Source organism: Pseudomonas sp. UTLPPB19802, assembly GCF_059730225.1.
Genome location: NZ_AP048545.1, coordinates 4,255,858 through 4,282,790, shown reverse-complemented (window position 1 = coordinate 4,282,790; position 26,933 = coordinate 4,255,858). Strand labels below are relative to the sequence as shown.

General features: G+C 62.4%; 19 protein-coding genes. 6 read left to right on the top strand and 13 right to left on the bottom strand.

Translation table 11 applies throughout. From position 1 onward, the window contains the following. Positions 1–91: 91 nt before the first annotated feature. The 7 genes from AC6I6U_RS18960 to AC6I6U_RS18930 all read right to left on the bottom strand — a co-directional run bounded on the left by AC6I6U_RS18960 (position 92) and on the right by AC6I6U_RS18930 (position 8,483). Positions 92–1,579 carry a helix-turn-helix transcriptional regulator gene (locus AC6I6U_RS18960; RefSeq protein ID WP_497877557.1) on the bottom strand — a complete coding sequence of 496 codons (1,488 nt, stop codon included), beginning with the start codon at positions 1,577–1,579 and terminating at the stop codon, positions 92–94. 309 nt (positions 1,580–1,888) lie between these two features. Further along, positions 1,889–2,617, bottom strand: a complete 729-nt coding sequence (locus AC6I6U_RS18955) for an alpha/beta hydrolase (protein ID WP_497877556.1) — start codon at positions 2,615–2,617, stop codon at positions 1,889–1,891. A 35-nt stretch (positions 2,618–2,652) separates the two neighbouring features. Further along, on the bottom strand, positions 2,653–3,600 hold the full coding sequence (locus tag AC6I6U_RS18950) for a site-specific integrase (RefSeq protein ID WP_497877555.1): 948 nt from the start codon (positions 3,598–3,600) through the stop codon (positions 2,653–2,655). Between the two features lie 183 nt (positions 3,601–3,783). Further along, positions 3,784–4,767 (bottom strand): purine-nucleoside phosphorylase, encoded by a 984-nt coding sequence (locus tag AC6I6U_RS18945; protein ID WP_497877554.1) that lies wholly within the window; start codon positions 4,765–4,767, stop codon positions 3,784–3,786. Positions 4,768–4,831: 64 nt separating this feature from the next. Next, positions 4,832–5,065, bottom strand: coding sequence for a DUF465 domain-containing protein (locus AC6I6U_RS18940; protein WP_497877553.1), 234 nt, complete (start codon positions 5,063–5,065; stop codon positions 4,832–4,834). Between the two features lie 81 nt (positions 5,066–5,146). After that, positions 5,147–7,294: a hypothetical protein gene (locus AC6I6U_RS18935; protein ID WP_497877552.1), complete on the bottom strand. Its 2,148-nt coding sequence runs from the start codon at positions 7,292–7,294 to the stop codon at positions 5,147–5,149. Further along, a complete protein-coding gene (locus AC6I6U_RS18930; protein WP_497877551.1) occupies positions 7,281–8,483 on the bottom strand; it encodes a DUF3142 domain-containing protein in 1,203 nt (400 codons plus the stop codon). Before AC6I6U_RS18930 ends, AC6I6U_RS18935 begins: the two co-directional genes overlap by 14 nt. Before the next feature lie 255 nt (positions 8,484–8,738). On the opposite strand from AC6I6U_RS18930, the gene idi reads away from it, so the two are divergent. Genes idi through AC6I6U_RS18910 form a run of 4 tightly spaced genes read left to right on the top strand, consistent with a single transcriptional unit; the run spans position 8,739 to position 13,119 of the window. After that, entirely contained in the window at positions 8,739–9,305 is a 567-nt protein-coding gene (gene idi / locus AC6I6U_RS18925) for an isopentenyl-diphosphate Delta-isomerase (protein WP_497877550.1), read from the top strand. 13 nt (positions 9,306–9,318) lie between these two features. Beyond that, complete coding sequence (locus tag AC6I6U_RS18920) at positions 9,319–10,251, top strand: polyprenyl synthetase family protein (RefSeq protein ID WP_497877549.1); 933 nt, start codon at positions 9,319–9,321, stop codon at positions 10,249–10,251. A gap of 20 nt (positions 10,252–10,271) precedes the next feature. After that, complete coding sequence (gene dxs / locus AC6I6U_RS18915; RefSeq protein WP_497877548.1) at positions 10,272–12,089, top strand: 1-deoxy-D-xylulose-5-phosphate synthase; 1,818 nt, start codon at positions 10,272–10,274, stop codon at positions 12,087–12,089. A gap of 46 nt (positions 12,090–12,135) precedes the next feature. Then, the gene (locus tag AC6I6U_RS18910; RefSeq protein ID WP_497877547.1) at positions 12,136–13,119 is read left to right on the top strand and encodes a terpene synthase family protein; all 984 of its coding nucleotides are present in this window, start codon (positions 12,136–12,138) and stop codon (positions 13,117–13,119) included. A gap of 9 nt (positions 13,120–13,128) precedes the next feature. Here the strand turns inward: AC6I6U_RS18910 and AC6I6U_RS18905 are convergent, their stop codons facing one another. From AC6I6U_RS18905 to AC6I6U_RS18885, 5 genes are all read right to left on the bottom strand, one after another. After that, positions 13,129–15,378, bottom strand: a complete 2,250-nt coding sequence (locus AC6I6U_RS18905; protein WP_497877546.1) for an ATP-dependent DNA helicase — start codon at positions 15,376–15,378, stop codon at positions 13,129–13,131. Continuing rightward, positions 15,375–17,024: a VRR-NUC domain-containing protein gene (locus AC6I6U_RS18900; RefSeq protein ID WP_497877545.1), complete on the bottom strand. Its 1,650-nt coding sequence runs from the start codon at positions 17,022–17,024 to the stop codon at positions 15,375–15,377. Before AC6I6U_RS18900 ends, AC6I6U_RS18905 begins: the two co-directional genes overlap by 4 nt. 91 nt (positions 17,025–17,115) lie before the next feature. After that, the gene (locus tag AC6I6U_RS18895; RefSeq protein WP_497883067.1) at positions 17,116–18,477 is read right to left on the bottom strand and encodes an aminotransferase-like domain-containing protein; all 1,362 of its coding nucleotides are present in this window, start codon (positions 18,475–18,477) and stop codon (positions 17,116–17,118) included. A 119-nt stretch (positions 18,478–18,596) separates the two neighbouring features. After that, positions 18,597–20,093 (bottom strand): hypothetical protein, encoded by a 1,497-nt coding sequence (locus AC6I6U_RS18890; RefSeq protein WP_497877544.1) that lies wholly within the window; start codon positions 20,091–20,093, stop codon positions 18,597–18,599. A 597-nt stretch (positions 20,094–20,690) separates the two neighbouring features. Further along, positions 20,691–21,713 carry a zinc-dependent alcohol dehydrogenase family protein gene (locus AC6I6U_RS18885; protein WP_497877543.1) on the bottom strand — a complete coding sequence of 341 codons (1,023 nt, stop codon included), beginning with the start codon at positions 21,711–21,713 and terminating at the stop codon, positions 20,691–20,693. A 308-nt stretch (positions 21,714–22,021) separates the two neighbouring features. Here AC6I6U_RS18885 and AC6I6U_RS18880 point away from each other — a divergent pair, with 308 nt between their 5' ends. After that, positions 22,022–22,936 (top strand): LysR family transcriptional regulator, encoded by a 915-nt coding sequence (locus tag AC6I6U_RS18880; RefSeq protein ID WP_497877542.1) that lies wholly within the window; start codon positions 22,022–22,024, stop codon positions 22,934–22,936. Positions 22,937–22,957: 21 nt separating this feature from the next. Here AC6I6U_RS18880 and AC6I6U_RS18875 read toward each other — a convergent pair whose 3' ends face one another. Next, positions 22,958–24,736 (bottom strand): sensor domain-containing phosphodiesterase, encoded by a 1,779-nt coding sequence (locus AC6I6U_RS18875; RefSeq protein WP_497877541.1) that lies wholly within the window; start codon positions 24,734–24,736, stop codon positions 22,958–22,960. Positions 24,737–25,095: 359 nt separating this feature from the next. On the opposite strand from AC6I6U_RS18875, the gene AC6I6U_RS18870 reads away from it, so the two are divergent. Continuing rightward, the gene (locus AC6I6U_RS18870) at positions 25,096–26,880 is read left to right on the top strand and encodes an ATP-binding protein (protein ID WP_497877540.1); all 1,785 of its coding nucleotides are present in this window, start codon (positions 25,096–25,098) and stop codon (positions 26,878–26,880) included. Positions 26,881–26,933: the final 53 nt, after the last annotated feature.

The following is a 26,933-nucleotide window of genomic DNA, read 5'->3' as shown; positions in this document are numbered from 1 at the left end:
GGCAACAGGCCCGATCGCCGTGTCTCCATGCTGAGACGCCAAGCCTGCCGAAGAAACCTGAATATGAACTAGTGGCGCTGGTGCATTTGCACTAGGCGTCCTGGGGTCGGGTGCCAAACAGCCCGCGCTCGCGCGCCCAGACGATGGCCTCGCTGCGGCTGTGCACGTCGAGCTTGGAGTACACCGTCGCCACGTGGTTGCGCACGGTGTTTGGCGCCAGTTTCAAGCGTGCGGCAATCTCCTTGTCGGCGAGCCCCTCGCAAATGAGTTCCAACACATCGCGCTCGCGCGGCGTCAGGTCGGCGAAAGACAGGCCAGGCAGTTTGCGGGAATTGACGTTCTTCACCGTCGCCAGCTTTTCGATCAGCTTCTGGCTGAACCAGGACGTGTCCTGCATCGCCGCCTCGATCGCCGCCACCAGTTCCAGCTCCGAGCGCTTGCGCTCGGTGATGTTCATCAACACCAGCAGATAGCAGGGTTCATCCTGGATCTGCACACTGTCGGCCGACAGGGCGCAGTCGATCAGTTCACCGTCCTTGCGACGGATACGCAGGTCGAGGCTTTCCAGGCGGCCGGCCTTGGCCAGCGCGGCGAAGATCTGCTCGCAGAGCTTGCCATCTTCGAACAGGCCCACCTCGTCGACTCGTATCCCCAGCAACTCCTGCGCCTGATAGCCCGTGCTGCCGAGCAAGGCTTCGTTGACGTCGAGCAACTGCCGGCTGGCAGCACCACAGAGCAGGGTTGGCGCTGGTGCCAGCCGGAAGGCCTTGGCAAAGCGCTCCTCGCTGTGGCGCAGTGCGGTTTCCGCGCGCCGGCGGGGTTCGAGGTCCATGAAGGTGAACAGCATGCAGTCCTGCTCGTTGATGTCCAGCGGCTGGCCGGCCACGACCACCAGCTTGCTGCTGCCGTCCGCCAATTTCAGTTCGGCCTGCATCTGCGGGATGGTCGCGCCCTCCCCCAGCCGCTGGATCGCCAGCTCGCGACGCTCGGCGTCTTCCAGTACATCGAGCTCGTAGACCGAACGCCCGATCACCTGTTCGCGACTGTAGCCGGTCATTTCGATGAAGCCCTGGTTGACCTTGATGTAGCGCAGGTCGCTGAGCCGGCAGATCACCGCTGGTGCGGGGTTGGCGCCAAAAGCTTTCTCGAAGCGCTGCTCGGCGCTGGCCAGCTCGGTGGCGTCGCTGATGATCAGCACCAGGGACTCCGGTTCACCGGCGCGATCGGTAAGAATCATGCTGCGGATATTGTGCACCCGGGTGCGGTCCGGGTCGGCCTGGGCGGTGACCTCGACCAGCAGGTCGCTGAAGGTTTCACCGTTGGCCACCCTGGCAATCGGGTAGCTGTCGGCAGCCAGCGCGTGGTGATTGCGGTAACGCAAGGCAAAACGTTCACGGTACTGCTCGGCATTCGCGCCCAGTTCACTGACCTCGCTGACGCCGTGCATGGCCAGGGCGGCCTCGTTGGCCCAGAGAATGCTCTGGTCGACCTCGATCAGGATCACGCCATCGGACAGGCCGGCGATGATCTGTTGCAGTTGGCGACGGTTGGTTTCGGTGGCGAGGAAATCCTGGTTCATCGTTTCTCCCGAGGTATCTGAGGACGCAAGGGCCGGTGTTTATTCCGGCCGTTGGGACTTCTGACACCCCAGGGATGCGCAAGTGCCTCACAAGATGGCTGGCCAGCGGGCTGGTGCCAAGCAGCCTGGTGGCGAGCGGGCTTGCCCGCGTTGGGCTGCATGGCAGCCCTCAGGTCGACTACCTGGTTATGTCTGATCGAGCGAGGCGCCTGATGATGGGGCTGCATGGCAGCCCAGCGCGGGCAAGCCCGCTCGCCACTAAAAGAGCTGCCACAGCCGGTGCACTCACCAGCCAGCAGCAGGGCTTTCTCAGGGCTTGAGCGAGGCGGCAATCCAGTTCGCCAGGTCGCTGACTTCGGCGCCGCTTATAGTATGTACCACGCCATGGTATGTATGAAGTTGCGGTTCGATCGATAGGCTCTTGAGATAGACCTGCGCGTCGGTCGCCCCGGAATACGGGACCTGCGGGTCGGCGGTACCGTGGCCGATGAATACGCCCAGCCCCTGATAGTCCGTCGGCGCCTTGGCCTGCGTACGTACTACCGGTAGCACTCGTCCGCTCAACGCGGCGATTCCGCGCAGCACTTCAGGGTGCCGCAGCGCCACTTCGTAGGTCATCATCGCGCCCTGGCTGAAACCGACCAGGAAGACCTTGTCCGGCTCGGTGTGATATTTGCGGGTGGCCCGCTGGATGAAATCGGTCAGCGCCTCGGCACTCAGCTTTAGATCATCGCTGTTGCCGTCGTATTGCGCCGAATCGGTACGCCTGTGGAACCACTGGTAGCCGCCCGCGCCCAGTTCCAGCCTGCCGCGCACCGACAGGACGGTGTAGTTGCCAGGCAGGCTGTCCTTGATGCCGAACAGGTCTTGTTCGTTGCTGCCATAGCCGTGGAGGAAGATCACCAGCGGCTGGTCGTGGGTCTCGGGGCTCGCCTGTTCCAGGTAGGTCAGCGGCATGTCAGCGAGCAACGCGGGCTGCTCCGCCGCCTGGGCCAGGGAGCAGGACAACAGCAAGGCCAGAGCCAGGGGTTTGAACATGGTCGATCCTTTCAGGTAGTCGGTCTGTGCTGGATTCAAAGCAGGAAACGGTCGGTCACGTTGCGCCGCTCGTTGTCGTCGCGCATGTCGTAGCCAGCGGTGGTGGCGATGTTGGCGTGGTGCGCCAGCTTCTGGGCAATCGACACATCGTACTCTTCGATCACGCGGGTGATAAAGGAACGCCGGAAATCGTGCGGCATGATCTCGACGCCAACCTGTCGACCGCGCTGCTTGGCGATGTAGTAGATCGCGTGCTTGGTCAGCCGTTCCCGGGTGATGTGATGGCCGCGGCGAATCCGGTTGAACAGGAACGTATCGTCGGCCATGCCTTCGGGCAACTGCCCGCGGCGAAAGCGCAGCCAGGCGTCGAGCTTGTCGAAGGCCCAGGCCGGGGCGAACTTGATCAGCTCGCGGTTGCCCTTGCCGATCACCCGCAGGCTGCGCTCGGCGACATTGACGTGGTGCAACTCGATATCCACCGACTCGGACTTGCGCATGCCGGTGCCATACAGGATCGCGATGATTGCCGCGTCACGCAGGCCCTGGGGCCGCGGGTCGGCGGCACAGGCTTCCATCAGGTCGCGGATCAGTGTGCGCCGCAGGTTGCGCCCGGGGCTCAGGCGCGAGCCGCCTGCAGCCTTGACCGCACGGATCTTCATCAATTGCTCGGGAGTGATCAGGTCCTGCTGCCAGGCCTGGTTCATCACGCCGCGAATGGCGTTGACATACAGCGACGAGGTGTTGGGGGCGAAGCCGTCTTCGCGCAGGGCCGCCACCAGGGCGGTGATATGAGCCGGCTGCAGATGGTGCCAGGCGATTTCATCGATGGGTGTGTCCTCCAGGCCCAGGCGATCGGCTGCATCCTGCAGCACATAACGCATGGTCTGGCGACTGGAGGGCGCCAGCCGGGCCAGGTACAGCGTGACCGGCGGGAGCGCCTGGGCCAGGGCGGTGGGCGCGGTGATCGGCGATGGAGAAGACAAGACCTGCTCTCGAACGGAGGTGAGGTCGTCACTATAACGCAACTGGATGGATATACAGACCGGGTATCACTGTTCGCGGATGAATCCGCCTCCCAGAGGGTGGTTCGGTGATCAAAAACAGGATGATCACCGCCAAACTGTAGGAGGCGGATTCATCCGCGAAGAGATCCTACGGGGTACCCATCAGGACTCGGGAACGCCCTGCTCCCACTCCGCCCAGTTGCCAACGATCTCCTGGACCAAGGTGTTGCCCACCCGGTAGAGATTCTCCAGCGCCGGGGCAAACCCGCCCTGCTCGGCGTAGTTGAGCAGGTTGTCGGCATCGCTGTAGCCTGGATAGGGCCGGTCGAAGTTCGAGCCGGCGCGCACTACGGCCAGGCGTTCGATGTCCAGCAGGCCGGCTCTTGCCGCTCGCGACAGGGCTTCGTAGGTGGAGTTGTCTTCCTGCTGGGTGGTGCAATAGTCCCCTTCCCCGTCGGTCAACAACCGGGTCCAGGCCCCTGCCCGCTCACCCAGGCGCGTGCCGGAGAACCAGGTGCAGCTTGAGGCGGTATCGCCACGAATCACCTGCGGCGGCTGGTTCGCCGGCGCGTCGGGATACTTCATCCGCCAGGCGGCCGATTCGGTGCTTTCACTCAGGGCCACCTGCCGCGTCAAGGCATACGCCCTTGCCTGCAGCCTGGCATTGAGTTCGAAGATTTCGGTACGGTAATCCAGGGGCGGTTTTTCATCCGGCCCTCGGGTGTTGACGCCGATGTAGCCACTTGGCCAATCCTGCGGCGCATCCCGCGAGTCGAGCGCCCACTGGGTGCCGAAGTCCACCAGGTAGCGGGCCCAGGCCGCGGTACCGAGGGTGCCGCGGTGCGGGTTGATCCCGGCGATACCGGCAATCAGGAAATAGGTCTGGCGCAGGTCGAACTGGGTCGACAGAGCCAGCGCCAGGGTTGAAGTGGCAGCGTTGGTCTGGCCCATGCCAGTCACCAGCAGGCAGACGCCCTGGTCGTTACAGAGAATATTCGGGTAGTCGGCGCTCAGCCCCGGCAGCGGGACCTGCCGATTGAATGCCAGGCGGTCGATCCAGGCCTGGGCTTCGGGCGCAAACATGGTGATCAGCACGACCTTGGGCCGGATCGGCTCCTCGGCCGTAGGCGGCATCGTCAACGACATGAAAACTCCATTCAAAGAGCTGCGGGCCGGGATGCCCGCAGCGTGGCTCAAGCGGCTCGCCTGATCAGTGCGGCTGTTCCAGCTGGCGAACGATCTTGTCCTTCACCAACAGCCGTTTTTCCTTGAGCTTCCTGACATCATCATCTTCTGCCAGCGCGGCCTCGGCGGCCAGCACCTGCTTGTCGATCTCGTCGTACTCGTCGAGCAGATGGTTGAGCTTGCTGTCCTGGGCCCTGCGCTCCGTGACCTGTTCCCGGGTCACATGCAAATCTGCGAACAAGTCGTGCTTAACCGGCATATCTTCACCTCGTAAATCTTGAAACTGATGGTTGTTCAGGGAGTTACCCCCTATCAATAGCACGCCGCGCAATCGATTGCTTCACTGCTTTGCCTTGCGACGGCGAATCCACAGCCAGGCGATACCACCAATCAGCGCTATCGCCCCGGCCCATACCAGCACCTTGTAGGGACGCAACGCCGTGCGTACGGCATTGATCGGCTGTGTCAGGTAGCGCCGGTTGGCCTGGTCGAACCGTGGCTCCTCGCACTGCTGACCGAAATTCCCCGCCCAGCTGACATAGGGGCCCTGCTCGACATAACGCTGGTACAGCGAAATTTCCTGGTCGGTGCCGGCGACCCAGCCCGCAGCCTTGCACAGCACTGCCGCAAACGCCTGGCTGCTATGAGGCAGTTGATCGGCCGCCTGGCTGGCCAGGTCGACGGCGACGTAACGGTAGTGATAACGCTGGTTGGGCTTGGCCTCGGTACCCTGCTGACGCTTGATTTCCGCCTCCGCCAGGAACGGGGCCGGCTTCAGTTCAGGACTGTCGAGGCTGTAGCTGCCTTCCAGCCAGCGGTAGTCCGGTGCCATTTCGTAGCCGAGCAATTGCATGCCCGACTTGCGCGCCCGTTTCGCGGCGGCATACAGCGCCTCGGCGCGGCCGGTGGCGGTCCAGCGTGAGGCGGCGTCCTGGCGGTCCTTGCCGTAGGCCTGGGCGCTGGCCCGCAGTTCGGGCGTGTCGAAGTAGGCTGGCGCTTCGTCGTAACGACCTTCGCGCAACAGCCGGCGGCCCAGCAGCTCGCGCAGTTGCGCGGCTACCGGACGACGCACGTAGTTGTCCTTGTCTTCCTGGGTGGCCGGCGACGGCGCGACCACATGGGCGTCGACGTAGCCTTTCAGCTCATCGAGGGTCAGCACCCGCTCGGCCACGGTCGCAGCATCCGGCCAGTAGATATCCTGGCTGCGGTAGAGTTGGTCGAACGCCTGCAGGTAGTCGCCACGATCCAGCGCCAGGATCGCGCCTTCGCCTTCGACCCGGCAGCCGGGCTGGACGCTTTCGTAAGCCCAGTCCGGTGTCCGCCGCGAGCCCCAGCTTTCGTCCTTGGGAAATGCCGCAGCCGCCTTGGCATACGCGGCAGCCGCCTGGACCTTGTCGCCATCGCGCAGCGCGAGCTTGGCCCGCACCCACCAGGCGAGGCCGCCATCGCCGGCGTGTTCGAGGAAGGCCTTGGCCATGGCGAAGTCACCCTTCTGGTAACTCAAGGCCGCCAGCCGATCGGCGTACCCCAGGTTGCCGACGGCACTGTCGAGGACCATCCGGGTCAGGCGCACCGTGTATTCGGGCTGCTCATCGAAGGACCAACCAACCCGGCTCAGCAGGAACGCAGCCAGGAGGTTCTGGACAGAGGGGTGCTGCAACTGCTCGCGCAACTGCGCATCCGGTAACTGATGCAATTCACCGGCAACCTGTTGCAACGAGCTATAGCCGGTGCTGGAACCAAGCCGGCTTTGGCTGGCGTACAGTTGCACGGCGGTTTCCCAGTCGCCATTGAGCTTGGCCAGCCGTGCCTCCTCACCCAGGCTGGCAATGCCCAGCTCCAGTGGGTCGCTGAAATCACCGGCACTGAGTTCACGCACCTTCTGGAACGCCAGCCGAGCCTCGGCTTGCAGAGCGACCGGCGTTTGCTGCGGATCGTCGCTGGCCTCGGCGCTCAGTGCCACCAGTGCCCGCCCCAGGGAATAGGCCGCCCAGGTACTGCGAAGTTTGCGCTGTTCGGCGGGCAAGGCCAGGACCTTGCGGAAGTACTCGGCCGCCTGGGCCTGGCTACCGCTTTCGAAGGCCACCGCACCTGCGATGTACAGTCTCATTTCATCCGGCAGATCGGCGCCTTGCTGTTCCACCTGCTGCGGGTCCTGCAAGGTGCGTAGTTGCGCTGCCTTGGCCCGCAGGTTTTCCGGCAGCTCGCTGGCCTCGACCGTGTCGCGCTGCTCCCGGTAGACGTTGGTGTTGTCGTCGGTGTACCAGTACATCCTGAGCGTTGCATCGGTAGCCGGCTTGAGGCCGGTGATCGCCTGGCCGAGACGGCTCACCTCGAAGGCGAAGTTGGTTTCCGGCAACTCGGCCAGCGATTGCGCACGGTTGTCCAGCAGCCGCAATGGAAAGTCCGGGCCGCAGGCCAGCGCCGAGCCGAGTGGCAGGCTGAGGGACAGGCACAACAGGTGCCGGGGCCAGTTACGGGTAGACATGCCACGCTCCTTGATCGATTCGGATACAGCGCGCCCAACCGAGGGCACGCCGGCCACCAGCGGCGACGCGGGCGCTGGACTGGCGGTTGAAGACGAGATGTTGCGTTGATTGCTGCAAGGTGTAGCCATTGAGCCCATCGGCGCCGTCGCATTGCCCGGCGCTCAGCTCGACCCGTTCGGGCAATGGCTGGTCGAGGTTGCCGACATTACTCAGGCTGATGTCATAGAGTCCATCGTGCTGCGACAGTTCGACCTGCCAGTGGCCGGTGAGTGCCTCGCCCCGCGCCACCGCTCGCAGCGTCGTCAGGCTCCAGGCGCGGCGATCGTCTGGTAATGGCAGGCGGAACCAGATCACGCCGGACAGATGCGCTGGTGGCTTGTCTCGCAGTTGCCGGCCCAGGTCCGCCAGTTGCCGGGGATCGGCGAGCAGCTCGCGCCGCTCCCCGCCCAGATTCAATGGCGCCTCGCTCTCCACCACCGGCGAGCCCCCCGTATCCGGCAGCAGAGCCACGCCATAGGCCGGCAAGGCCAGGTAGAACGGTTTCTCAGTGACATGGCTCCAGCGATCGGCCCATTTCCTGGCCTGCACCGGGTCGAAGAGGCCCTGCCTTGGATGGCTCACGGCATGCACTTGCAACACGCTGCTATCCACTGCCTGCAACAGTGCCGGCAGTTGCGGACTGTCGAGCCAGGCGGGCAAGGCGGTGATGCTGAGCTTCAGGCCTGGCGGCAGTTGCTCGCGCAGCTTCAGCAGGAACTCGGTATAGCCCGGCAGGCGGGCACTGGCGCTGTCGTGGTCGATTTCCAGCCCGCTCGGCGTCACGCCGGCCGCCTGCCAGTCTGCCAATAGCCGGGTGATCTGGGCATGCGCCACTTCCAGGTCCAGGGCGGAGAGCTGGCCATCAAGGCGGACGACGGCAATCACTGGCCGGCCATCGGTCCTGAGCTCTGACAGGTCAACCAGCGCCCTGCTCCACCCGGCCTTGGGTTGGGCCTGCAGCGCCAGCACGCGCAAGGTCGAGAAGTCCGCCCGGCTTTCGGCCAGGGCGTGTTCATGGGCCGGCCGCCATTGGCGCTGCCAGACATAGAGTTGCTGGTCGAGGGGCGTTGCCGGTTCGGGTTGGCAGCCGACAAGCAGCCCCAGTACAACACAGGCAGACAAGCGGCGAAGGGACGACGTGGCGGGCATACAGTCCTTTGTCGGGCGCGTTCGGGCGCCGTTTCGAGGGACGATATTACCTCAACACGTCGGTCGCTGGCAGGCAGGGGTAACCATTTGCCCGCTGGTGCTGGGCGACGGATGGCGACAAGGATGCAACGCCTGGCTTGCGTCTGGAAAAACGCGATCTAGTCTCTATTGATAGCGCTTGAAAGAGAGCGATCCCTCAAACGTATTCTGGTCGGCAGTTTTGTCCAGTGACAACGACACAGCGGAGTCCGAGTCATGGAAGAAACCCTCATCCTGGTCGATGAGGATGATTGCGAAACCGGTAGTGCGCAAAAGTTGTTCATCCATCAGCAGGGCCTGCGGCATCGGGCCTTCTCGATTTTCATCTTCGATGAACATGGCCGTTTGCTGCTGCAGCAACGGGCCATGGGCAAGTACCACTCGCAAGGCTTGTGGAGCAATACCTGTTGCGGGCACCCGCGGCTGGGGGAACAGACCCATGCGGCCGCGCAACGGCGCCTGTTCGAAGAAATGGGGCTGACCTGTCCGTTGAAGAAGGTGGGCTCTCTGCTCTACCGGGAACAGGTATCGGAGCAACTGGTCGAGCATGAATTCGATCATCTGTTCGTTGGGCTCAGCGATCTCCCCCCGGTTGCCAACCCCGATGAGGCCATGGCCTGGACTTGGCTGTCACTGTCGGATCTATCGGGGTGCATCGCCGCCGAGCCCGAGAAATACACCGTGTGGCTACGCAGGATTTTCGATATCCACACGCTTTCGGCCTTGCGTCACTGGCACGAAATCGCCCTCGTGCACCCCTCCTCCAATCACCTGGCACAGTAAGAGACTCGCTACCATGACGACAGACGCGCATCGGGCGCTGGTGAGCTTGTTGCCGGACGAAAAGTTCGAATATGCCTTTGACGACTGGCGGCGCTCGGTGCTGGTCCGCCTCGAGCAGCGACTCGAGGCGGAACTTGCGCCGCCGCACACCGCTCCCGCGCGCCTGCACGAAGCCATGCGCCACGCGCTTCTGACGCCGGGGAAACGGCTACGCCCGCTGTTGTGCCAGGCCAGTGGCCTGGTCAGCGGTGCTGCAAGCCAGGCGCTGGACATTGTCGGCGCCGCCGTCGAAATGGTGCACGTTGCCTCGCTGGTCCACGACGACCTCCCCGCCATGGACGATGATCGGTTGCGCCACGGTCAACCGACCACGCATGCCAGGTATGACGAAGCCACTGCCATCCTGAGCGGCACCGCATTGTTGACACAGGCCTTCCTGACCTTGCAGGGCGCGCCCCTTTCCCATCATCGGCGGATGCGGCTCATCGCGGAGTTGGCCAAGGCAGTAGGGTCGCAGGGAATGTGTGGTGGGCAAATGCTGGACCTGCACCCGGCGAAGCCCATCGACATCGACAGCCTGGAGCGCCTGCATCGGCTGAAGACCGGTGCACTGTTCAGTGCCGCCGTGCGCATGGGGGCACTTTGCGGCCATACCGCAGCAGCCGATTTCGAAGCGCTGGAGCGTTATGCAGCGGCGGTCGGACTGGGTATGCAAGTGGTTGACGATATTCTCGATGTCACCCAGGACTCGACGACATTGGGCAAGACGGCCGGCAAGGATACCCGTGATGAAAAGCCGACCTATGTCTCGCTCATCGGCCTGCGGGCTTCGCTGCGCCTGGCCCGGCAGCTGAAACGGCAGGCGCATGTTGCCCTGGCAGGTTTTGGCGAGCGTGCGGGCTACTTGCGTGTACTGGCCGATCGGGTCATCGACCGCCAGCACTGACTCATGGAGACGCCTACGTCATGTTCGAACTGCTCAATACCATCGACAGCCCCGTCGACCTTCGGGCCCTGCACCCAGGGGCGCTCCCTCCGCTTGCCGATGAACTGCGTGCGTTTATCCTGCACAGCGTGTCGAGAACCGGTGGGCACCTGTCAGCCAACCTGGGCAGTGTGGAGATCGCCATTGCACTGCATTATGTTTTCGACACGCCCAACGATCGACTCGTATGGGATGTCGGCCACCAGTCCTATCCGCACAAGATACTCACCGGTCGCCGCCAGGCCATGGCCGGCATCCGCCAATTGGGCGGCATTTCAGGATTTCCACGGCGACAGGAATCGGCGTACGACACCTTTGGCACGGCCCACTCCAGCACTTCGATTTCTGCGGCGCTGGGCATGGCCCTCGGCATGCGGCTGACGGCCAGGCAGCAGCATTGCATAGCGGTCATCGGTGACGGTGCATTGAGCGGCGGCATGGCCTACGAGGCGATGAACAATGCCGGCAGGTACACGGATTTGCCACTGCTGATCGTGCTCAACGATAACGACATGTCCATCTCTGCGGCTGTCGGTGCCTTGCGCAACCACCTGGCCAGCCTGGCGGACTCACGGTCAGCGGCAGATTCGGCGAGCCTGTTCGAAGCCCTTGGCCTGAGCTACAACGGCCCCATCGACGGCCATGATCTCAACGCGTTGATTCCCGCCCTGCAAGCGCTGAGAGACCGGCGAGGCCCGCAACTGCTGCATGTCATCACGGAAAAAGGTCATGGATACAGTCCTGCGGCCCTTGACCCCATACGCTATCACGCACCGGGAAAGTTCAGCGCCGAGCAGGGTCTCCAAGCCTCGCCTGCGGATCGACAGAGCTTTACCCAGGTGTTCGGCAATTGGCTCTGTGACGAGGCTGAACAGGACTGCCGCGTTGTCGCAATCACTCCGGCGATGCGCGAGGGCTCCGGCCTGGTGGAGTTCGAGCGACGCTTCCCCGACCGCTACTTCGATGTCGGCATCGCCGAGCAGCATGCACTGACATTTGCCGCCGGCCTTGCGACCGAGGGCCTGAAGCCCGTGGTCGCGATTTATTCGACCTTCCTGCAACGGGCGTACGACCAGTTGATTCACGACGTCGCCATCCAGAACCTGCCCGTGTTGCTGGCCATAGACCGTGCTGGGGTGGTGGGTTCGGACGGTGCCACGCATACCGGAGCATTCGACATCGCCTACCTGCGCTGCATCCCCAATCTGGTGATCATGACGCCGTCCGATGAAAACGAATGCCGGCAGTTGCTGCACAGCGGCCTGCTTCACAGTGGGCCGGTGGCTGTACGTTATCCAAGAGGAAGCGGTTGTGGGGTTGCGGTGCAAGTTCAACTGACGGCCCTGCCTATTGGTCGCGGCGAGATTCGTCGGTGGTCGAAGCAATCCCCCGGCCACAGAATCGCGATCCTGGCCTTCGGCAGCGTGTTGCCCGCCAGCTTGAGCGCCGCCGAGCACCTGGATGCGACGGTGGCCAACATGCGCTACGTCAAACCCCTGGACATGGATCTCATAGAAAGCCTGGCAAGCAGCCACGATTTACTTGTGACCGTGGAGGAAGGCTGTGTGAAAGGCGGTGCCGGCACCGCCTGTCTCGAACACCTGGCCGCATCGCTGATCTGCAAACCGACCCTGCAGTTGGGCCTGGGCGATCAGTTCATCGAGCACGGCACCGTGGAACAGCTGTTACAGGCCTCTGGTCTGGACGCCGAGGGGATTGTCACTTCGATCCAGGTCTTTTGCGAACAGGCCCGAGCCAGCGCGGAGCGCCAAGACGACGTTTGGAGCGACCGGCCATGAGCCACGCTGCGTGAGCGAAAAATCACCCTTCCAAGGAGAAAACAGCATGCCTGCATTCAACCTGCCGTCACTGTACCTGCCTTTCCCTGCGCGTATGAATGAACATTGCGCCGTGGTCAGCCAGACCTGCAGATCCTGGTTTATCTCCATGGGCTTTGAGGACCAGCCGGGCATGCTGCGTGAATATGAAGGCAATCGTTCCTGCGAACTGGTGGCTCGGGGATTCCCCGGCATAGGGGCGACCGAGCTGGAAAACGTGACGAACCTGACCTTCTGGATGTTCCTGCTGGATGACGGACTTGACCAAGGCAGCAAGAGCCTGCCCCATGTCGCCGCGAGGCGACATCTGGACCGGATGTTTTCCCTGATCAGCGGCGAGGACAAGCACCCGCAAACGCCGCTGGAACAATCGGGTGTGATCCTGATGTCCCGGATGCTCGATGAAATGACCGCAACAGGCCGCACCCGCTTTCTTGATGAGATACGCCAGTTGTTCGACTGGGTGTCCCATGAGGTTGAAGTCCGCAGTCGCTTTCCCGACCGGGTGCCTGATCTGACGAGCATCGTACAGCAACGTCGCATCACCTGCGCCGCGATGGTCATCTTCCGGGCCGGCGAATATGCCCATCATGCCGAGCTACCGGAAGCCTTTTGCCGCAGCATCGTGTTCGAAACATTGCAGGACAGCGCCACTGACGTGATCGCGATGGTCAATGACCTGGCTTCCTACGAGAAGGAACAGCAGCATATAGACACCCAGAACTATGTCGTGGCCTGTCAGAACCTGTTGGGTGGCGGCCTGGATGAGACGGTAGCGTTCCTCGCCCGATTGATCGACTCGCGGGTCCGCTGCTTCCTGCAGGCCCGCGAACGCTTGCCGGAACTGCTCCGGGCCCAGCCATTTTCCAACCACGAACGGCAGGCCATCAGCCTCTGCGTGGATATGATGGAGAATTGGATGCGTGGCAACCTCGACTGGTCGATGCAGGTGCCTCGCTATAACGCCATCCGCCAACAACAGAACGGCTAACCCGAGCGCTCAGGCCTGCCACCAGCGCGGCAACAGGTTCCTGACCTTGGCTTCGGCAAAACGATCGTCGATCAGCATCACCACCCCCTGGTCCTGCTGGCTGCGGATTACCCGCCCCGCCGCCTGAACCACCTTCTGCAGGCCGGGGTAGAGATAGGTGTAGTCATACCCCGAGCCGAACAGCGCCGCCATCCGCTGCTTGATCTGCTCGTTGAGCGGATTCAGCTGCGGCAGGCCGAGGGTGGCGATGAAGGCGCCGATCAGCCGTTGTCCCGGCAGGTCGATGCCTTCGCCAAAGGCGCCGCCGAGCACGGCGAAACCGATGCCCTGGCTGTGCTCGGTGAACTGGTCGAGAAAGGCCTGGCGCTGGCTCTCCTCCATTCGCCGCGATTGCAGCCACAACGGGATGTTCGGGTGGGTGTCCGCCATCAGTTGGGACACCTGCTGCAGATAGTCGAAGCTGCTGAAGAAAGCCAGGTAATTGCCGGGGCGCTGGCGGAACTGCTCGGCCAGCAGTTCGACGATGGGCGCCAGCGACGCCTGGCGGTGTACGTAGCGGGTGGAAATCCGGCTGACGATGTGCAGATCCAGTTGCTCGCGGCGAAACGGCGATTCGACATCGATCCATGCGGTGTCCACCGGCAACCCCAACAGGTCGGCGTAGTAGTGCCGGGGGCTCAGGGTCGCGGAAAACAGCACGCTGCTGCGGGCGGCGGTCAAGCGCGGGCGAATGAAGGCTGCCGGCACCACGTTGCGCAGGCACAACTGCGACAAGCGTCGGCGACCCTGCTCGCGCAGGCTGATATCGAACAGGAAGTGCTCGTCGAACAGTTCGCCGACCCTTGCGAACTGCAGCAGCTCGAAATAGAACCCCTGGAGTTCGCCGTCCAGGCCCTGGGGATGGTCGTTGAGGTAGTCGCCGATGGCCGAGGTGCACAGGGCAATGGCCGTCAGCAGCTTGCCCGGCGCCTGGTCATGGGCCTGGTAGCTGGCGACCTGCTCCTTGTGCAAGGCGTTCCATTCGCGGTTCAGTCGTTGCAGGGATTTCTGTAACGGTTGCGGCGCATTTTTGCGTATCTGTCCGAGCACCTGCTGGTCAAGGCTGGCGCTGTACATCTGGCGACCGCGCTCCACCAGGTTGTGGGCCTCGTCCACCAGGGTCGCGACCCGCCACTGGTTGGCCTGGGCCAGGCCGAACAGCAGCGCGCTGAAGTCGAAGTAGTAGTTGTAGTCGGCAACCACCCAGTCGGCCCAGCGGGCCATTTCCTGGCTCAGGTAGTACGGGCAGATATCGTGGGCCAGGGCGATCTCGCGCAATGCCTGGCGATCGAGCAAGGTCACCGCGGTCGCGGCCTGGCGGGCGGCCGGCAGCCGATCATAAAAACCGCGGGCCAATGGGCAGGCATCGCCATGGCAGGCCTTGTCCGGGAGTTCACAGGCCTTGTCACGGGCCACCAGCTCCAGCACCCGCAACGGCAAGCCGGGCCGGCTGGTTTGCAGCAACCGCGCGGCATCGAGGGCAAGCTGGCGCCCCGGAGTCTTGGCGGTGAGGAAGAACACCTTGTCCAGTTGCTGCGGGGCCAGGGCCTTGAGCATGGGAAACAGCGTGCCGAGGGTCTTGCCGATCCCGGTCGGAGCCTGGGCCATCAGGCAGCGGCCGGTGCTGACCGCCTTGTACACCGTCTCGGCCAGGGAGCGCTGGCCAGGGCGAAACTCGCGTTGGGGGAATGCCAGCTCACGGGCGGCCTGGTCGCGGGCATTGCGATGGAGCATCTCCTGTTCGGCCCAATGCAGGAACAACGCACACTGCTGTTCGAAGAAGGCCTTGAGGTCATCGGCTCTCCAGGTTTCGCGCAGCAGGGTTTCCTTTTCGCTGACGATGTCGAAGTACACCAGGGCAAGGTTGATCACGGGCAGTTGCAGGTGTTCGCAGGCCAGCCAGCCGTAGACCCGCGCCTGGGCCCAGTGCAGCGCACGATGGTTGGCCGGCTGGTTGGCCAGGTCGCCACGGTAGGTCTTGATTTCTTCCAGCTGGTTTTGCACCGGGTCGTAGCCGTCGGCCCGGCCCCGGACCCGTAGGTCGCGGTAATGCCCTTCCAGCGCCAGTTCGGCGCGGTAGCCCTCGCTGCGGCGCGCGGCAACGGTGCGGTGGCCGGTGATGCCCTCCAGGGCTGTCGGCGACGGCGTGAAACGCAGATCGAGGTCGCCGGCCTTGGCGGTGAATTCGCACAAGGCCCGTACGGCGATGCTGTAGCTCAAACGCTCGGCTCCGCCCATTGCACATAGCAGACGGTGACCGGCATCTGGTGCTGGTGACAGAACTCCAGCCAGCGCAACTGGTTGTCCTGCAGGCGATCGCCAGGCCCCTTGACCTCGATCATCCGGTAGGTTTTTCGCTGCGGCCAGAACTGGATCAGGTCCGGCATGCCGGCACGGTTGGCCTTGATATCCCGCAACAGGCGTTCGAACCAGTGTTTCAGGTGCTCGGCCGGCAGGCATTCGAGAGCCTGTTCGAGCAGTTCCTCGGTCAGCACGCTCCAGAACACGAATGGCGACTGCAGGCCCCATTTGGCGACGAAGTTCTGGCGGATGGTCTGTTTGTAGCGTTCATCCGCCAGTTGTCCGAGGCAGGCAGCAAACAGCTCCGCGCGGCGGGCATGGAAGTCCTCGCTGTGCAAGTCGGCAGGGCCGCTCTGGAACGGGTGGAAGAACGCCCCCGGCAACGGCGCGAAGATCGCCGGCCAGCACAGCAGGCCGAACAGCGAATTGACCAGGGTGTTTTCGACGTAGTGCACCGGACCCTGCTCTTCGTGGAGGTGCCGGGCAACCCGCTGCTCGACCGACTCATCGGCCTGGAAACTCAGGCTGAAATCCAGGCGTGTCACCGGCGCCGGCGTGCTCCGTGCCACGGCGGGCAAGCCGAGTCGACGGCGCAACCGCGGCAGAATGCGCTGCACATGCTGTTGTTCTTCGGCGGTTTCCGGCGCCGCCTGGGCGTCGTCGGCAAGGACCATGGCCGCCTGGTACTCGCCGAGGCGCTCCAGCACCCGGATATGGCGCAGACGCGCGCCTGGGTACTGGCATTCCTGGTAGATCGCCAGCGCCCCGGCAAGGTCCTCCAGGCGTTCACTGTGCTGCCCCAGTTGAAACAGCAGCTTGCCGCGGCGGCGCTCCAGCCAGGGGTTGTCGGTGACCAGCCCATTGACCTGCTCCAGCACCCGTTCCATCGCCTCCCCGACCTCCAGCGCCTGGCGGGCGGCATGCAGGTGCAGGTAGCCATCGACGTCGGCCCGGCTGCGCAAGCCGCGCGAATCGGCATGCAACTCGACCTTTTCATAGTTGAAGATGCCCAGGTCGGCGAGCACGAACTCCGACCAATCCTGGTACAGGTTGCCGAAGAACATCAGCCGCAGGCGATCACACAGCTCCATCACTTCCAGGCTGTAGAGCCGGTCCGGGACTTGCGGGCACCACTGGGCGAACGGCCGCAACTCATCGAACAGCGGTGCCAGTTGCTCATAGAGTTCGGTTTTCCTGAGTTTGGGCTGGGCAATCTCGCTGCGGAACGCCTGGATGATCTCGGCCTTTTGCAGCAGCGCGAAGACACTCTGCAGCTCCAGTGGTCGATCTTCACGAACCCAGCCTCGTGCCAGCAACGGCTGCATCGCCGTTTCTATATCGCCGATTTCCGCGTAGCTGAGCTTGCTGCCGCGAAAGTGCTCGCCCTTGCGCATCACCATGCGCACGAGCAGCGCCTGGGAGGCCTTGGGCAGTGTCGCGAAATCGTCGATGAATGCCTGTTCCCGCTCATCCAGCAGGTCGGCATAACGCGGGTTGAGCCAATCGAGCACGCACTGGAAATTGTTCAGGTAATAAAACGGATCGTCTAGAGGAGCAGTTGTCACGGGCAGGCAGGACCACGGTTGTCGAATGCTGGTTATGCATACAGATAACAGCCCGCCCCGCGTCTGGCAAACACAATTGGACAAAGGGTCATCAATGGCTCCCCTCCAGGCGCAAGGCGTTGCCCAGTGCGCCCAGCGCCTGTTCCAGATGGCGATGGGCGTTGGTGGTGCTGCTCAGGCGCAGGCAGTCGCGGTGCAAGCCGTGCAGGCTGAACAGTTCGCCGGGAGCGATGACGATCTTCTGCTCCAGCAGGTGCTCGAATACCTGGCGCATATCCACCGCCCGCGTCGCTCGCGCCCAGATCGTGGCACCGCCCTGGGGCGGGACGAAGTCCAGGCTTTCGGACAGGCGCTCCTGCAACAACTGGGTGACCTGCAGCATGCGATCGTGAAGCAGGCGCCGCAGCGTGCACAGATGCTGGTCGATGCGTCCGCTGCTGTACAACCGGGCGATTGCCTTCTGCCGGGTCGGTGACATGCGAAACGAGCGCAGCAGGAAATGCCGTTGCAGCTCCCCGCCGAAATGTCGTGACAGCAGATAGCCGAACGGTGCCTCGCACCCCATGAAACGCTCGAAACCGGCCAGGACCAACAGGCGATCCGGGTCGACCAGGTCGCGCATGTGTATGCCATCGCCCTCGAAGGCCAGCTCGCCGTGGCTGTCGTTCTCCAACAGCCAGACGCCGGAGTGCTCCAGCAGTTTGGCGACCTGCTGGCGTTGTGGCACCGACATCCGGCTGCCATGGGGCATGTTGACCCCGGAGGACATCAGCAATAGCTTGACCGCGTGCGTCTGGAGCAGTTGTTCGAGCTGCTCCAGATCAAACGCCCCAGTCTGGTCCAGGGGGAGTTCGATGACATTGACCCCACCCGCCTGTAGCAACCGCAGAATCACCCAGTCGCACGGCGACTCCACCAGTACCGTGGCATTTTTCAACGACAGCGCCGCCATCACGGTATCCAGTACGCTGCGCAGGTCGGCTCCCACATAGACATCGTCGGCATGCCAATACCGTTGGGCCGAGGTGGTATAGCGCGCCGCCAGGGCCACACGCAGTTCTGCCTCGCCGAATGGCTGCAACTGCGGCTGCTGCTGTCTTGGATACTGGCGCACCAGTTCGCGCTCCAGCAACAGCAGCGGATTGTCCAGCGACAACAGCAGGACCGGTTCGTCATTGCCCAGCACCAGGGTACCGGGCCGGCGCGAATGCACATAGATCCGCTCCAGCAGATCGGCGCTGCCGCTGATGAAGGCGCCGGCAGAAACCGGCAAGGCGTAGTAGCCCGACTTGGCCTGGGAATAGACCCGCCCTTCTTTCTCCAGCAGGGAATAGGCGTACTGGATGGTGGAAATCGAGACGTTCAGCCGTTCGGCCAGCTGTCGCAACGAGGGCAGCTTGACCCGGGCATCGGTTTCCACCTCATTGATCAAGCTGACCAGGTAACGATACACCGCCTGGTAGGCGAACCCCGATTGCTTGCGATCACGGGCTGTTCGTGGCGTCTGGCCGTCCAGCCCGGCAGGGCTCGAAACAGGTCCGGGGAATTCTGAAGCTGTCAATCGCAAACCCTTTAGCGTCCCGACAGGACTTCCTTGCGGACTTCGCCGCTATCGGGATGGATGATATCGATACGATGCTTGTCCGGATCACTGGCCCGGACCCGGGCAATCAGCGAGGCGGCAGTGCTGAAGTCGACCTGTTTTTTCTGGTAGAGATCCTGCAGGCGCTCGAGGGGCAATCCGCTGATCTCGACCAGCCACTGTTCGACCTGCTCGCCGACCGGCTTGGCGGACAACGCCTTGTGCAGGTCCGGCAAGGCCACCAACATGCCCGGATGGCAGCGGCGCAGGAACAGTTCCAGGCCGCGACCGTGATTGACGAAGGGTGCGAACAACAGGCAGATCAGTTGCCCTTCACCCAATCCATAGGCCTCTTGGGAATAGGCCCTGGCCAGGGCGCGACGGCCGAGGATTTTTTCCGGTGTGTCATAGGCCGCCATGGCCTGTTCGATCAGGCGCGCCGACATGCGTTTCTTGCGCATCACCACCACCGCCAGTTGCAGGTATTCGGCGATGCCGGCCTGATAGTTCAAGCCCCTGACGTACTGTGCCTGCAGGCCACGCATATGTGCCATCAGCAACGGATTGGCGCAGTCGGACTCACTGAAGTGAAACGCCAGGTCATCGAAGCGAAACCCGAGGAACTCGGTCAGCAATGGCCAGCGTTGCTCGATATCGCTGCCCACCAGGTCGTGAACGCCAACGAGCATCGGTCCCTGGCTACGACTCGAGTGGCTGATGGCCGGCGCCGTCGCTTGCGCCGGGGTATCGCCATAGACCTCGCGGTAGTACTCCAGGCTCAGCTCGTTGCAGGTTCTGACAGCCTCATCGAACTCCAGCGGACCAACAGGCGGATTGCGCTCGGTCTTGTCGCTCGAACGCAGCAACCATGTCAGGTACTGTTTCTGCTCACGCGGAGGATCGCCGATGATCAAGGCATCGACCCCCTGGTCCCATGCGCTGGCGCGCTCGTAGAAATCGGCCATCGCCAGGTAGCAACTGTTGCAGAAGGTCGTCCGGCTGTCTCCCGCTGTCAGGTGGCCATTCATCAACAGGTTGCGCCGGTTGAGTTCACGGCCCGGTTCGGACATCGGTGTGCGGTGGTGAAATGGACGGACATGCTGATTGTCCACCATCAACAACTCAACCCGAGGATCGTCATAAACGAACAGCGCGCAGTAGCCCTGATGGATGTTGTTCATCACCGTCGAAGTCAGGCCGCCATGGCGCGATGTGACGATACGCAGGTTGAAGGTGGCCGGAGAGCGCCCGGCGATGCTCAACTGTGCGGCACGCAGGAAAGCCAGCGTGTAGCTGCTGTCCTTGCCACCGCCATGGGCCAGCATGATCTTGAATTCGCCGATGCGTTCTATGCCGCCAGCCGCGACAATCAAGCGCTGGATCAACAATTGCAGCGCGATACGCTCAGCTCGGGTGAAATAACTCATCAACCGTTGCAGGACCTGCTGATATACATAGTTCATTGCCTGCTCATGAATAGAGCTCATAGCCTTTACACCTGGATTGGGCTCAGTGTCGGGCCGGCAGCACTCGTATTGTCCATGCCTGCTATGTCTTGCCATGTCCAGGCGCATGTTTTCAATTCGCCACCGGAACATGTAGGGCAACAACATCGCGTGCTGCCCTGAACCTATAATATCCACAGCAGGATATACGAAAGTGCCCTGGCCACTGATTGCCGATTAGCATTGGGTGTTTTCGAAAAAGAATTTCCTAGGAATATTCTTACATCTACCTACAAACTTAACTTACCTGGAGTTTTTTAATCGGAAACACCCTGCGCTGCGAAAACACCCCTCCTTGCCCGGTTCCTGGCAGCATAACGCGAAAAGCCTGTACAGCGGGGCGTAGCGGTACAACAACTGACACTCGATCATGACTCATTCCTTGAGCTGAAAGTTACGGGTTAATTATCAGTGCTTACCGCGCGATTAACAGATACAGAATTTTCAGAAAAACCAGTTCAGTTGCGAGGAAACGGTTTACCCGATGGAACTTTCCACGAGGAAACGCCATAAATACGGGAAAAATAAAAAGCCCCGTATCAGTCGGCTGATACGGGGCTCGATAAAACAGCGGGATAATCAGGCGGGGTCGAGTTGCAACGCCACGCGACCGCGACATGGACAGGCATCCATGAAACGATGGGCCTCGACGAACTCGTCGAAAGGAAACGCGCGAATCTCCATCGGCGGCAATACGCGGTCGGCGGTCAACTGGTTGATATCACGCAGTGCCCGTTGCAGGGCGGCCTGATCCTGCACGATCCCCAGTTCCGGCTTGCCGGTGAAGTTGCCGATGCAATGCACGAAGAACTGGATGTTCTTCTGGAACGCCGCACAGGCCGGGAAAGGTGTCTGGTTGCCACCCTGCAGGCCATAGAGAACCAGGCTGCCGCGGGGCGCGAGGACATCGCCGAGCAATGACATCTGCGGACCACCCAGGCCGTCGAAGACCATGTCGACGCCACGGCCATCGGTGTACTTGTTGATCTGCATCAGCAGATCCTGTTCCTCGGTGACCACGACCTTCTCGGCACCCAGGGCCAGCAGGCACTCGCGCTCCTCGGCGGTCTTGGTCGCGGCGATCACCTTCACGCCCAGGGCCTTGCCCAATTGCACAAAAGCCGGGCCTGCACAGTGACTGGCGTCGGTGACCAGGGCGAACTGCCCCGGCTTGACCCGTGCCAGGTCGACATAGGCGAAATAGGCAATCAGCAACGGCGTGTAGTGAACGCTGGCCTGCACCGGCGTCAGTACGTCCGGGTAGCGGGTCAGGGCCGAACGCGGCATGACGATCACTTCGCCATACACCGGATAATCGTTGGGGCTCTCGGCCGGGAAGCTGGCAACCTTGTCGCCGACGGCCAGGTCATCCACGCCATCGCCGATCGCCGTGACCACGCCAGCCATCTCATGGCCGATACCGGCCGGCAGGCGGGCATGGGAGGACGCCAGGTTCTGCCGCCAGAGCACGTCATACCAGCTGATACCGATCGCTTCGACACGCACCTGCACTTCACCGGGTGCAGGCAAGGTCGTCGCATGCTCTTCGCACTTGAGCACCTCGGCCGAACCAAACTTGTGAAAACGGATCGTGCGGGACATCGCAAACCTCGCCAAATGAACTTCTAATGACACGAACTCTATCCGGGCTTTGTCTTGAACACTATCCGTGCCCGTTAATAGTCGACATGCCTGTCATTGATTCGGGGGCATTGTACACAATGTGGGCCGTAGGGGGCCGTTAGCGTGAGAAAAGCCTGCATGAACTGCCAGGGAAACCCTCGACATAGCGCCCTTGGCGCTGCAATGACCCTGTTATGCAGGAAAGTTCATTTTTCCAGTACGAATCGAACGCTTTTGCCCGTAAGATTCATCTCTTACGTTATTGACCGTCTTGTGAAGCGAGCCCGATGAACCGTAACGACCTGCGTCGCGTCGACCTGAACCTGCTGATTGTGTTCGAAACCTTGATGCACGAGCGCAGCGTGACCCGGGCTGCGGAAAAGCTGTTTCTCGGCCAGCCGGCGATCAGTGCGGCGCTGTCGCGCCTGCGCGGGCTGTTCGATGACCCGCTGTTCGTGCGCACCGGGCGCAGCATGGAGCCGACGGCCCGTGCCGAGGAAATCTTCGCCCTGCTCTCGCCTGCCCTGGACTCGATCTCCACGGCGGTGAGTCGTGCTTCCGAGTTCGATCTGGCGACCAGCACCCAGGTTTTCCGTATCGGCCTGTCCGACGACGTCGAGTTCGCCCTGTTGCCGCAACTGCTCAAGCGCCTGCGTGCGGAAGCACCGGGCATCGTGCTGGTGGTGCGGCGCGTCAACTACCTGCTGGTTCCGGCCAAGCTCAGTTCCGGCGAGATCTCCATCGGTGTGTGCTACACCTCCGACCTGCCGGCCAATGCCAAGCGCAAGGTATTGCGCCGCAGTTCGCCGAAAGTGCTGCGAGCCGACACCATGCCCGGCCCGCTGACTCTGGACGACTTCTGCTGCCGTCCCCATGCATTGGTGTCCTTCGCTGGCGACCTGAGCGGTTTCATCGATACGGAACTGGAAAAGCTCGACCGCAAGCGCCATGTGGTGCTGGCGGTACCGCAGTTCAACGGCCTGGGCACGCTGATCAGCGGCACCGACATTATTGCCACCATCCCCGACTACACCGCCGACGCCTTGACCGCTGCCGGCGGTGTACGGGCCGAGGATCCGCCGATTCCGGTGCAGAGCTTCGAGCTGCACATGGCCTGGCGCGGTTCGCAGGATAACGATCCGGGCGAGCGCTGGTTGCGCTCGCGCATTCAGATGTTCTGTGGCGATCCAGACAGTCTCTGACCCACGCACCGCCAGCAGTACCTAGCCGAGGCGCCCCTCACCCTCCTCCTTCAGCCATGCGGCCAGTTCCGCTACCGACTTGGGCTTCGAGTAGTAATAACCCTGACCCTGATCACACCCCCAGCCCCGAAGCAGGTGATGGTGCAGGTCCGTTTCTATGCCCTCGGCAACGACGGTGAGGCGCAAGTCGCGCATGAGGCTGATCAGCCCGCGGATAATGTGCCACTCGCTGTTACCCGGCTGCAGGTTCGCCAGCAGCGAGCGGTCAAGCTTGACGCTGGTGGCCGGGATGCTGCGCAGATACGCCCAGTTGCTGTAGCCGCTGCCAAAATCGTCGATACCAATCGCGACCCCCAGTGAGCGGAAACGCTGCAGTTGTTCTCGCACCATGTCCAGGTCGGTCACCAGCACGCTCTCCGTGAATTCAAGCTCGATATATCGAGCATCCACGTTGTATTCGCCCATGGCACGGCTCAGGTCGTCCACGAGGTGGCCGTCGCAGAGGTCGAGTGCAGAGATGTTCAGCGATACGATCAGTTCCAGTCCCTCGGCCCGCCACTTGGCCAGTTGTTCGCAGACGTGCCGAACCACCCAACGCGTGATACCGCGGATCGATGCGGTGGTTTCGGCCAATGGAATGAATTCGGCGGGACCGATTTCACCCAGTGTTGGATGCCTCCAGCGCAAAAGCGCCTCGACGGCAACACAACGATTGCTCGCCAGGTCTATCCTCGGCTGATAGACGAGTCGCAGTTGGTCTGGAGCGACCAGCGCCGCCTCGAGAGCGTTGAGCAGGACGGTACTGCGACGCAGGCTGGCATCGATCAGCGGGTCGTAGCCCAGCCAGCGATGTTCGCTCTGGCGCGCCGCGTCAGTCATGCTGGCCAACAGGCGCAGATTGTCGATCGATGCGTCGGCTTCGACGCCGAGCTGCAGAACGCTGATGCCGACGTCCGCGAACACCGGAATGTTATCGCAGTAGAGCGTTCGGCTCAGCGCCGACACGATGCTCCCGAGGCGCTCCGGCAATGAGGTCGCCTCGCCGGCCTCGACCAGGGTCAGGAAGCTCAGGGTGCTGGTTCGATACAGGCGCGAGCCTTCGGGTAGCGCCACCAGCAAGGCTTCCTTGACCGCCAGCATGAAATTGGCAAAGAAGTCGACGCCGAGGGCTTTTACCAGCCGGTCCATGCCCGAAGCCGAAACCGGCTCGATGAACACCGCCACCTGGCCCACAAATGCCGCGTGATGCTGGTCCGCTTCGAAGCGTCGGCGGTTTGGCAGGCCGGTCATCGGGTCGTAGAAATGCTGCTGGTGAATGGACTGCAAGCGCGACACCACGATCCGCGCAGCGTCACTGAGCAGGGCCTGGTCCCGCTCGCTCAGGGTCGGTCGCGACTTGTTGTCGATGATGCACAGCCGACCCAGGCTCAGCCCTGGTTCAATCACCAGTGGCGCCCCGGCGTAGTAGCGTATGTAGGGGGCTCCCGTCACCAAGGGGTTGTCGACCACGCGGGAATCGCTCAGTGCATCGCAGATCTCCAGCACCGCATCGCCCAGGTCAAGGGCACAGAATGACATCTCCCTCGGCGTACGCTCCGGCACCATGCCCAACCGAGCCTTGAAGATCTGATAGTCGCGGTCGATGATGCTGACCAGCGCGGTCGGAACATCGAAGTAGGCGCAGAGCATCGACACCACGCTATTGAGCACCGGGTCGGAACCGCTCGAAAGCTCGGACGTCAAACGATCCACTTCGACCAGGCGCAAGCGTTCATCTTGCAGGATTGTCGAATTGTCCATGGTCACTCCAGTTGCGATATTGAAAACACGTGGTCATGGACCGCGCTGCCAGCCTATGCATTCCTGGTTCAACAGGGCCATGCGACGTGCTGGGCATTGAATATGAAAAAAACCATTGGCCGGTCCAGGCCAAATCGCCTATCTGTCCATGGTGCGGCGTAGGCGGTGAACTACAATGCGGCAGTATAGAGGCTTGCCGCCATGATCAGTGCCAGCCCATGCCGGAGTAATTCTTGACTCGCTTTTTCAGATGGACCGCCAATACTCTTCAACGTTGGGAACGAGCCCGGCTCAATCATGTGGCGCGTTACCTGGGGGCCGCACTGGTAGTCGCATTCTGTTGCGCGGCGCGTGCACAGATGCCCGCCACTGCACTCCCCTATCTCTTCTTCATACCCGGCCTGATGTTCATCGGTTTCTGGTTCGGCTTCGGGCCATCGGTGTTGGGATGCACGTTGGCCATGCTGGCGGCGGAGTATTTCTTCATCGGCCCGATCGGATTCGAGGCAGAGTGGACAGCCTGGATCAACAGCCTGAGCTTTGGCTTGGTCACCTTGGGCATGGCGGTCGTATGCTCCATGTTCCGCCGCAGCCTCAGGGCGCTGGAACGCGTCAACAAGACCCTGGAGGATGAGGTCGAGCGGCGTACGGATGAGCGCGACAGCATCTGGAAAGTCTCTCCCGACCTGATCTGCACCTTGTCCGACAGCGGTGAGGTACTGGCGATGAACCCTGCGTGGCAGGTCGAGACCGGCTGGACCGACCAGCAGCTCAGGGAGGGCGCGTTCTACAGCTTCATTTCACCTGCGCAATTATCGGACGCCCTGCGCAGCCTGAATGACCGGCCGATCGCCGAACTCGACACGCACAGCGTGCGCAGCAATGGCCAGCCCCTGCTGCTGAACTGGCGAATCGCTGGGCGGCCAGGCCGTTACTTTGCCGTAGCACGCGATATCACCCAGTACCGGGAGCGACAGCAGGCATTTGAACAGGTCAGTTCCCAGTTGCAGCAGAGCCAGAAAATGGAGTCGCTGGGACAACTGACGGGAGGGCTGGCGCATGATTTCAACAACCTTCTCACGGTTATCAGCGGCACCCAGGACATGATCGAGCAACGCCTCGCGCAGGGACGGCTCGGCGAGCTTGATCGCTACCTCGCCCTGTCCAGGACAGCCACTCGCAGGGCCAGCTCACTGACCCACCGCTTGCTGGCCTACGCCAAGCGACACCCCCTCGCGAGTGGAACGGTCGACCCTGCCCTGCTGCTCCAGGACATGAAGGACCTGATTGCCAGGACGCTGACGCCGCGTATCGAGTTCGAGTTGTTGACATCAACTAACTCGGCGCTTTGCTATTGCGATACCCATCAATTTGAAAACGCCCTGTTGAACCTGTGCATCAATGCTCGCGACGCGATGCCTCAAGGCGGCCGGCTGGAGATCGAGGTGCTCGGGACTAGCCTGGACGCCGATTCGACGGACCGTGATTTGCCCGCGGGAGACTATGTACGGATTCGCATCACTGATACGGGGATGGGCATGCCGGCCAGCGTGGCCGAGCGCGCGTTCGAGCCGTTCTTCACGACCAAGCCCCTGGGCGCGGGTACGGGGCTGGGCTTGTCCATGGTCCAGGACTTCGTGCGTAAAGCCTCCGGGGCTGCACGAATCGACTCGGTGCTGGGCAAAGGTACTTCGGTCAGCCTGTTTTTACCGATCCACCACGGCAGCGCGCCGACCGAGGCGCTCCCCCCTGCAAGCGAGAACGCTGGCGCGGCCTCGATAACTCGCGGCTCGGCAATAGTCATCGATGATGAAGTCGCCATACGTGAACTGGTGGGAGAAGCCTTGCAGGACCTGGGCTTCAAGGTGACCGAGGTGGGCACGCCCAGCGAGGCCTTGCAGCGGATGAACGACATACCGGATCTTCAACTGGTAGTGACGGATCTCATCCTGCCCGGAGACATGAATGGTCACGGGGTGGCCAAGGCCGCCTGGGCCATCCGGCCGACCCTCAAGATCCTGTTCATTTCAGGTTTTGTCGGCGCGGCAACCGAGGCTGCGGAGCAGCATGAGCAGGCCCGACTGCTGGCGAAGCCATTCACCATCAACGAGTTCAACGCGAGCATTGCGCAGTTGCTGAACTGACCAGGCAGCCTTTACGCGTGTACCCACCAGTCATGAACGCCGCCGCAGGCAAA

Bases quoted from the DNA above. Each gene is read 5' to 3' on its own strand.
- AC6I6U_RS18870 (WP_497877540.1), top strand. From the start codon at position 25,096: ATGCCCGCCACTGCACTCCCCTATCTCTTCTTCATACCCGGCCTGATG.
- AC6I6U_RS18875 (WP_497877541.1), bottom strand. From the start codon at position 24,736: ATGGACAATTCGACAATCCTGCAAGATGAACGCTTGCGCCTGGTCGAA.
- AC6I6U_RS18960 (WP_497877557.1), bottom strand. From the start codon at position 1,579: ATGAACCAGGATTTCCTCGCCACCGAAACCAACCGTCGCCAACTGCAA.
- AC6I6U_RS18880 (WP_497877542.1), top strand. From the start codon at position 22,022: ATGAACCGTAACGACCTGCGTCGCGTCGACCTGAACCTGCTGATTGTG.
- AC6I6U_RS18885 (WP_497877543.1), bottom strand. From the start codon at position 21,713: ATGTCCCGCACGATCCGTTTTCACAAGTTTGGTTCGGCCGAGGTGCTC.
- AC6I6U_RS18955 (WP_497877556.1), bottom strand. From the start codon at position 2,617: ATGTTCAAACCCCTGGCTCTGGCCTTGCTGTTGTCCTGCTCCCTGGCC.
- AC6I6U_RS18945 (WP_497877554.1), bottom strand. From the start codon at position 4,767: ATGTCGTTGACGATGCCGCCTACGGCCGAGGAGCCGATCCGGCCCAAG.
- idi (WP_497877550.1), top strand. From the start codon at position 8,739: ATGGAAGAAACCCTCATCCTGGTCGATGAGGATGATTGCGAAACCGGT.
- AC6I6U_RS18940 (WP_497877553.1), bottom strand. From the start codon at position 5,065: ATGCCGGTTAAGCACGACTTGTTCGCAGATTTGCATGTGACCCGGGAA.
- AC6I6U_RS18890 (WP_497877544.1), bottom strand. From the start codon at position 20,093: ATGAGCTCTATTCATGAGCAGGCAATGAACTATGTATATCAGCAGGTC.
- AC6I6U_RS18930 (WP_497877551.1), bottom strand. From the start codon at position 8,483: ATGCCCGCCACGTCGTCCCTTCGCCGCTTGTCTGCCTGTGTTGTACTG.
- AC6I6U_RS18935 (WP_497877552.1), bottom strand. From the start codon at position 7,294: ATGTCTACCCGTAACTGGCCCCGGCACCTGTTGTGCCTGTCCCTCAGC.
- AC6I6U_RS18920 (WP_497877549.1), top strand. From the start codon at position 9,319: ATGACGACAGACGCGCATCGGGCGCTGGTGAGCTTGTTGCCGGACGAA.
- AC6I6U_RS18910 (WP_497877547.1), top strand. From the start codon at position 12,136: ATGCCTGCATTCAACCTGCCGTCACTGTACCTGCCTTTCCCTGCGCGT.
- dxs (WP_497877548.1), top strand. From the start codon at position 10,272: ATGTTCGAACTGCTCAATACCATCGACAGCCCCGTCGACCTTCGGGCC.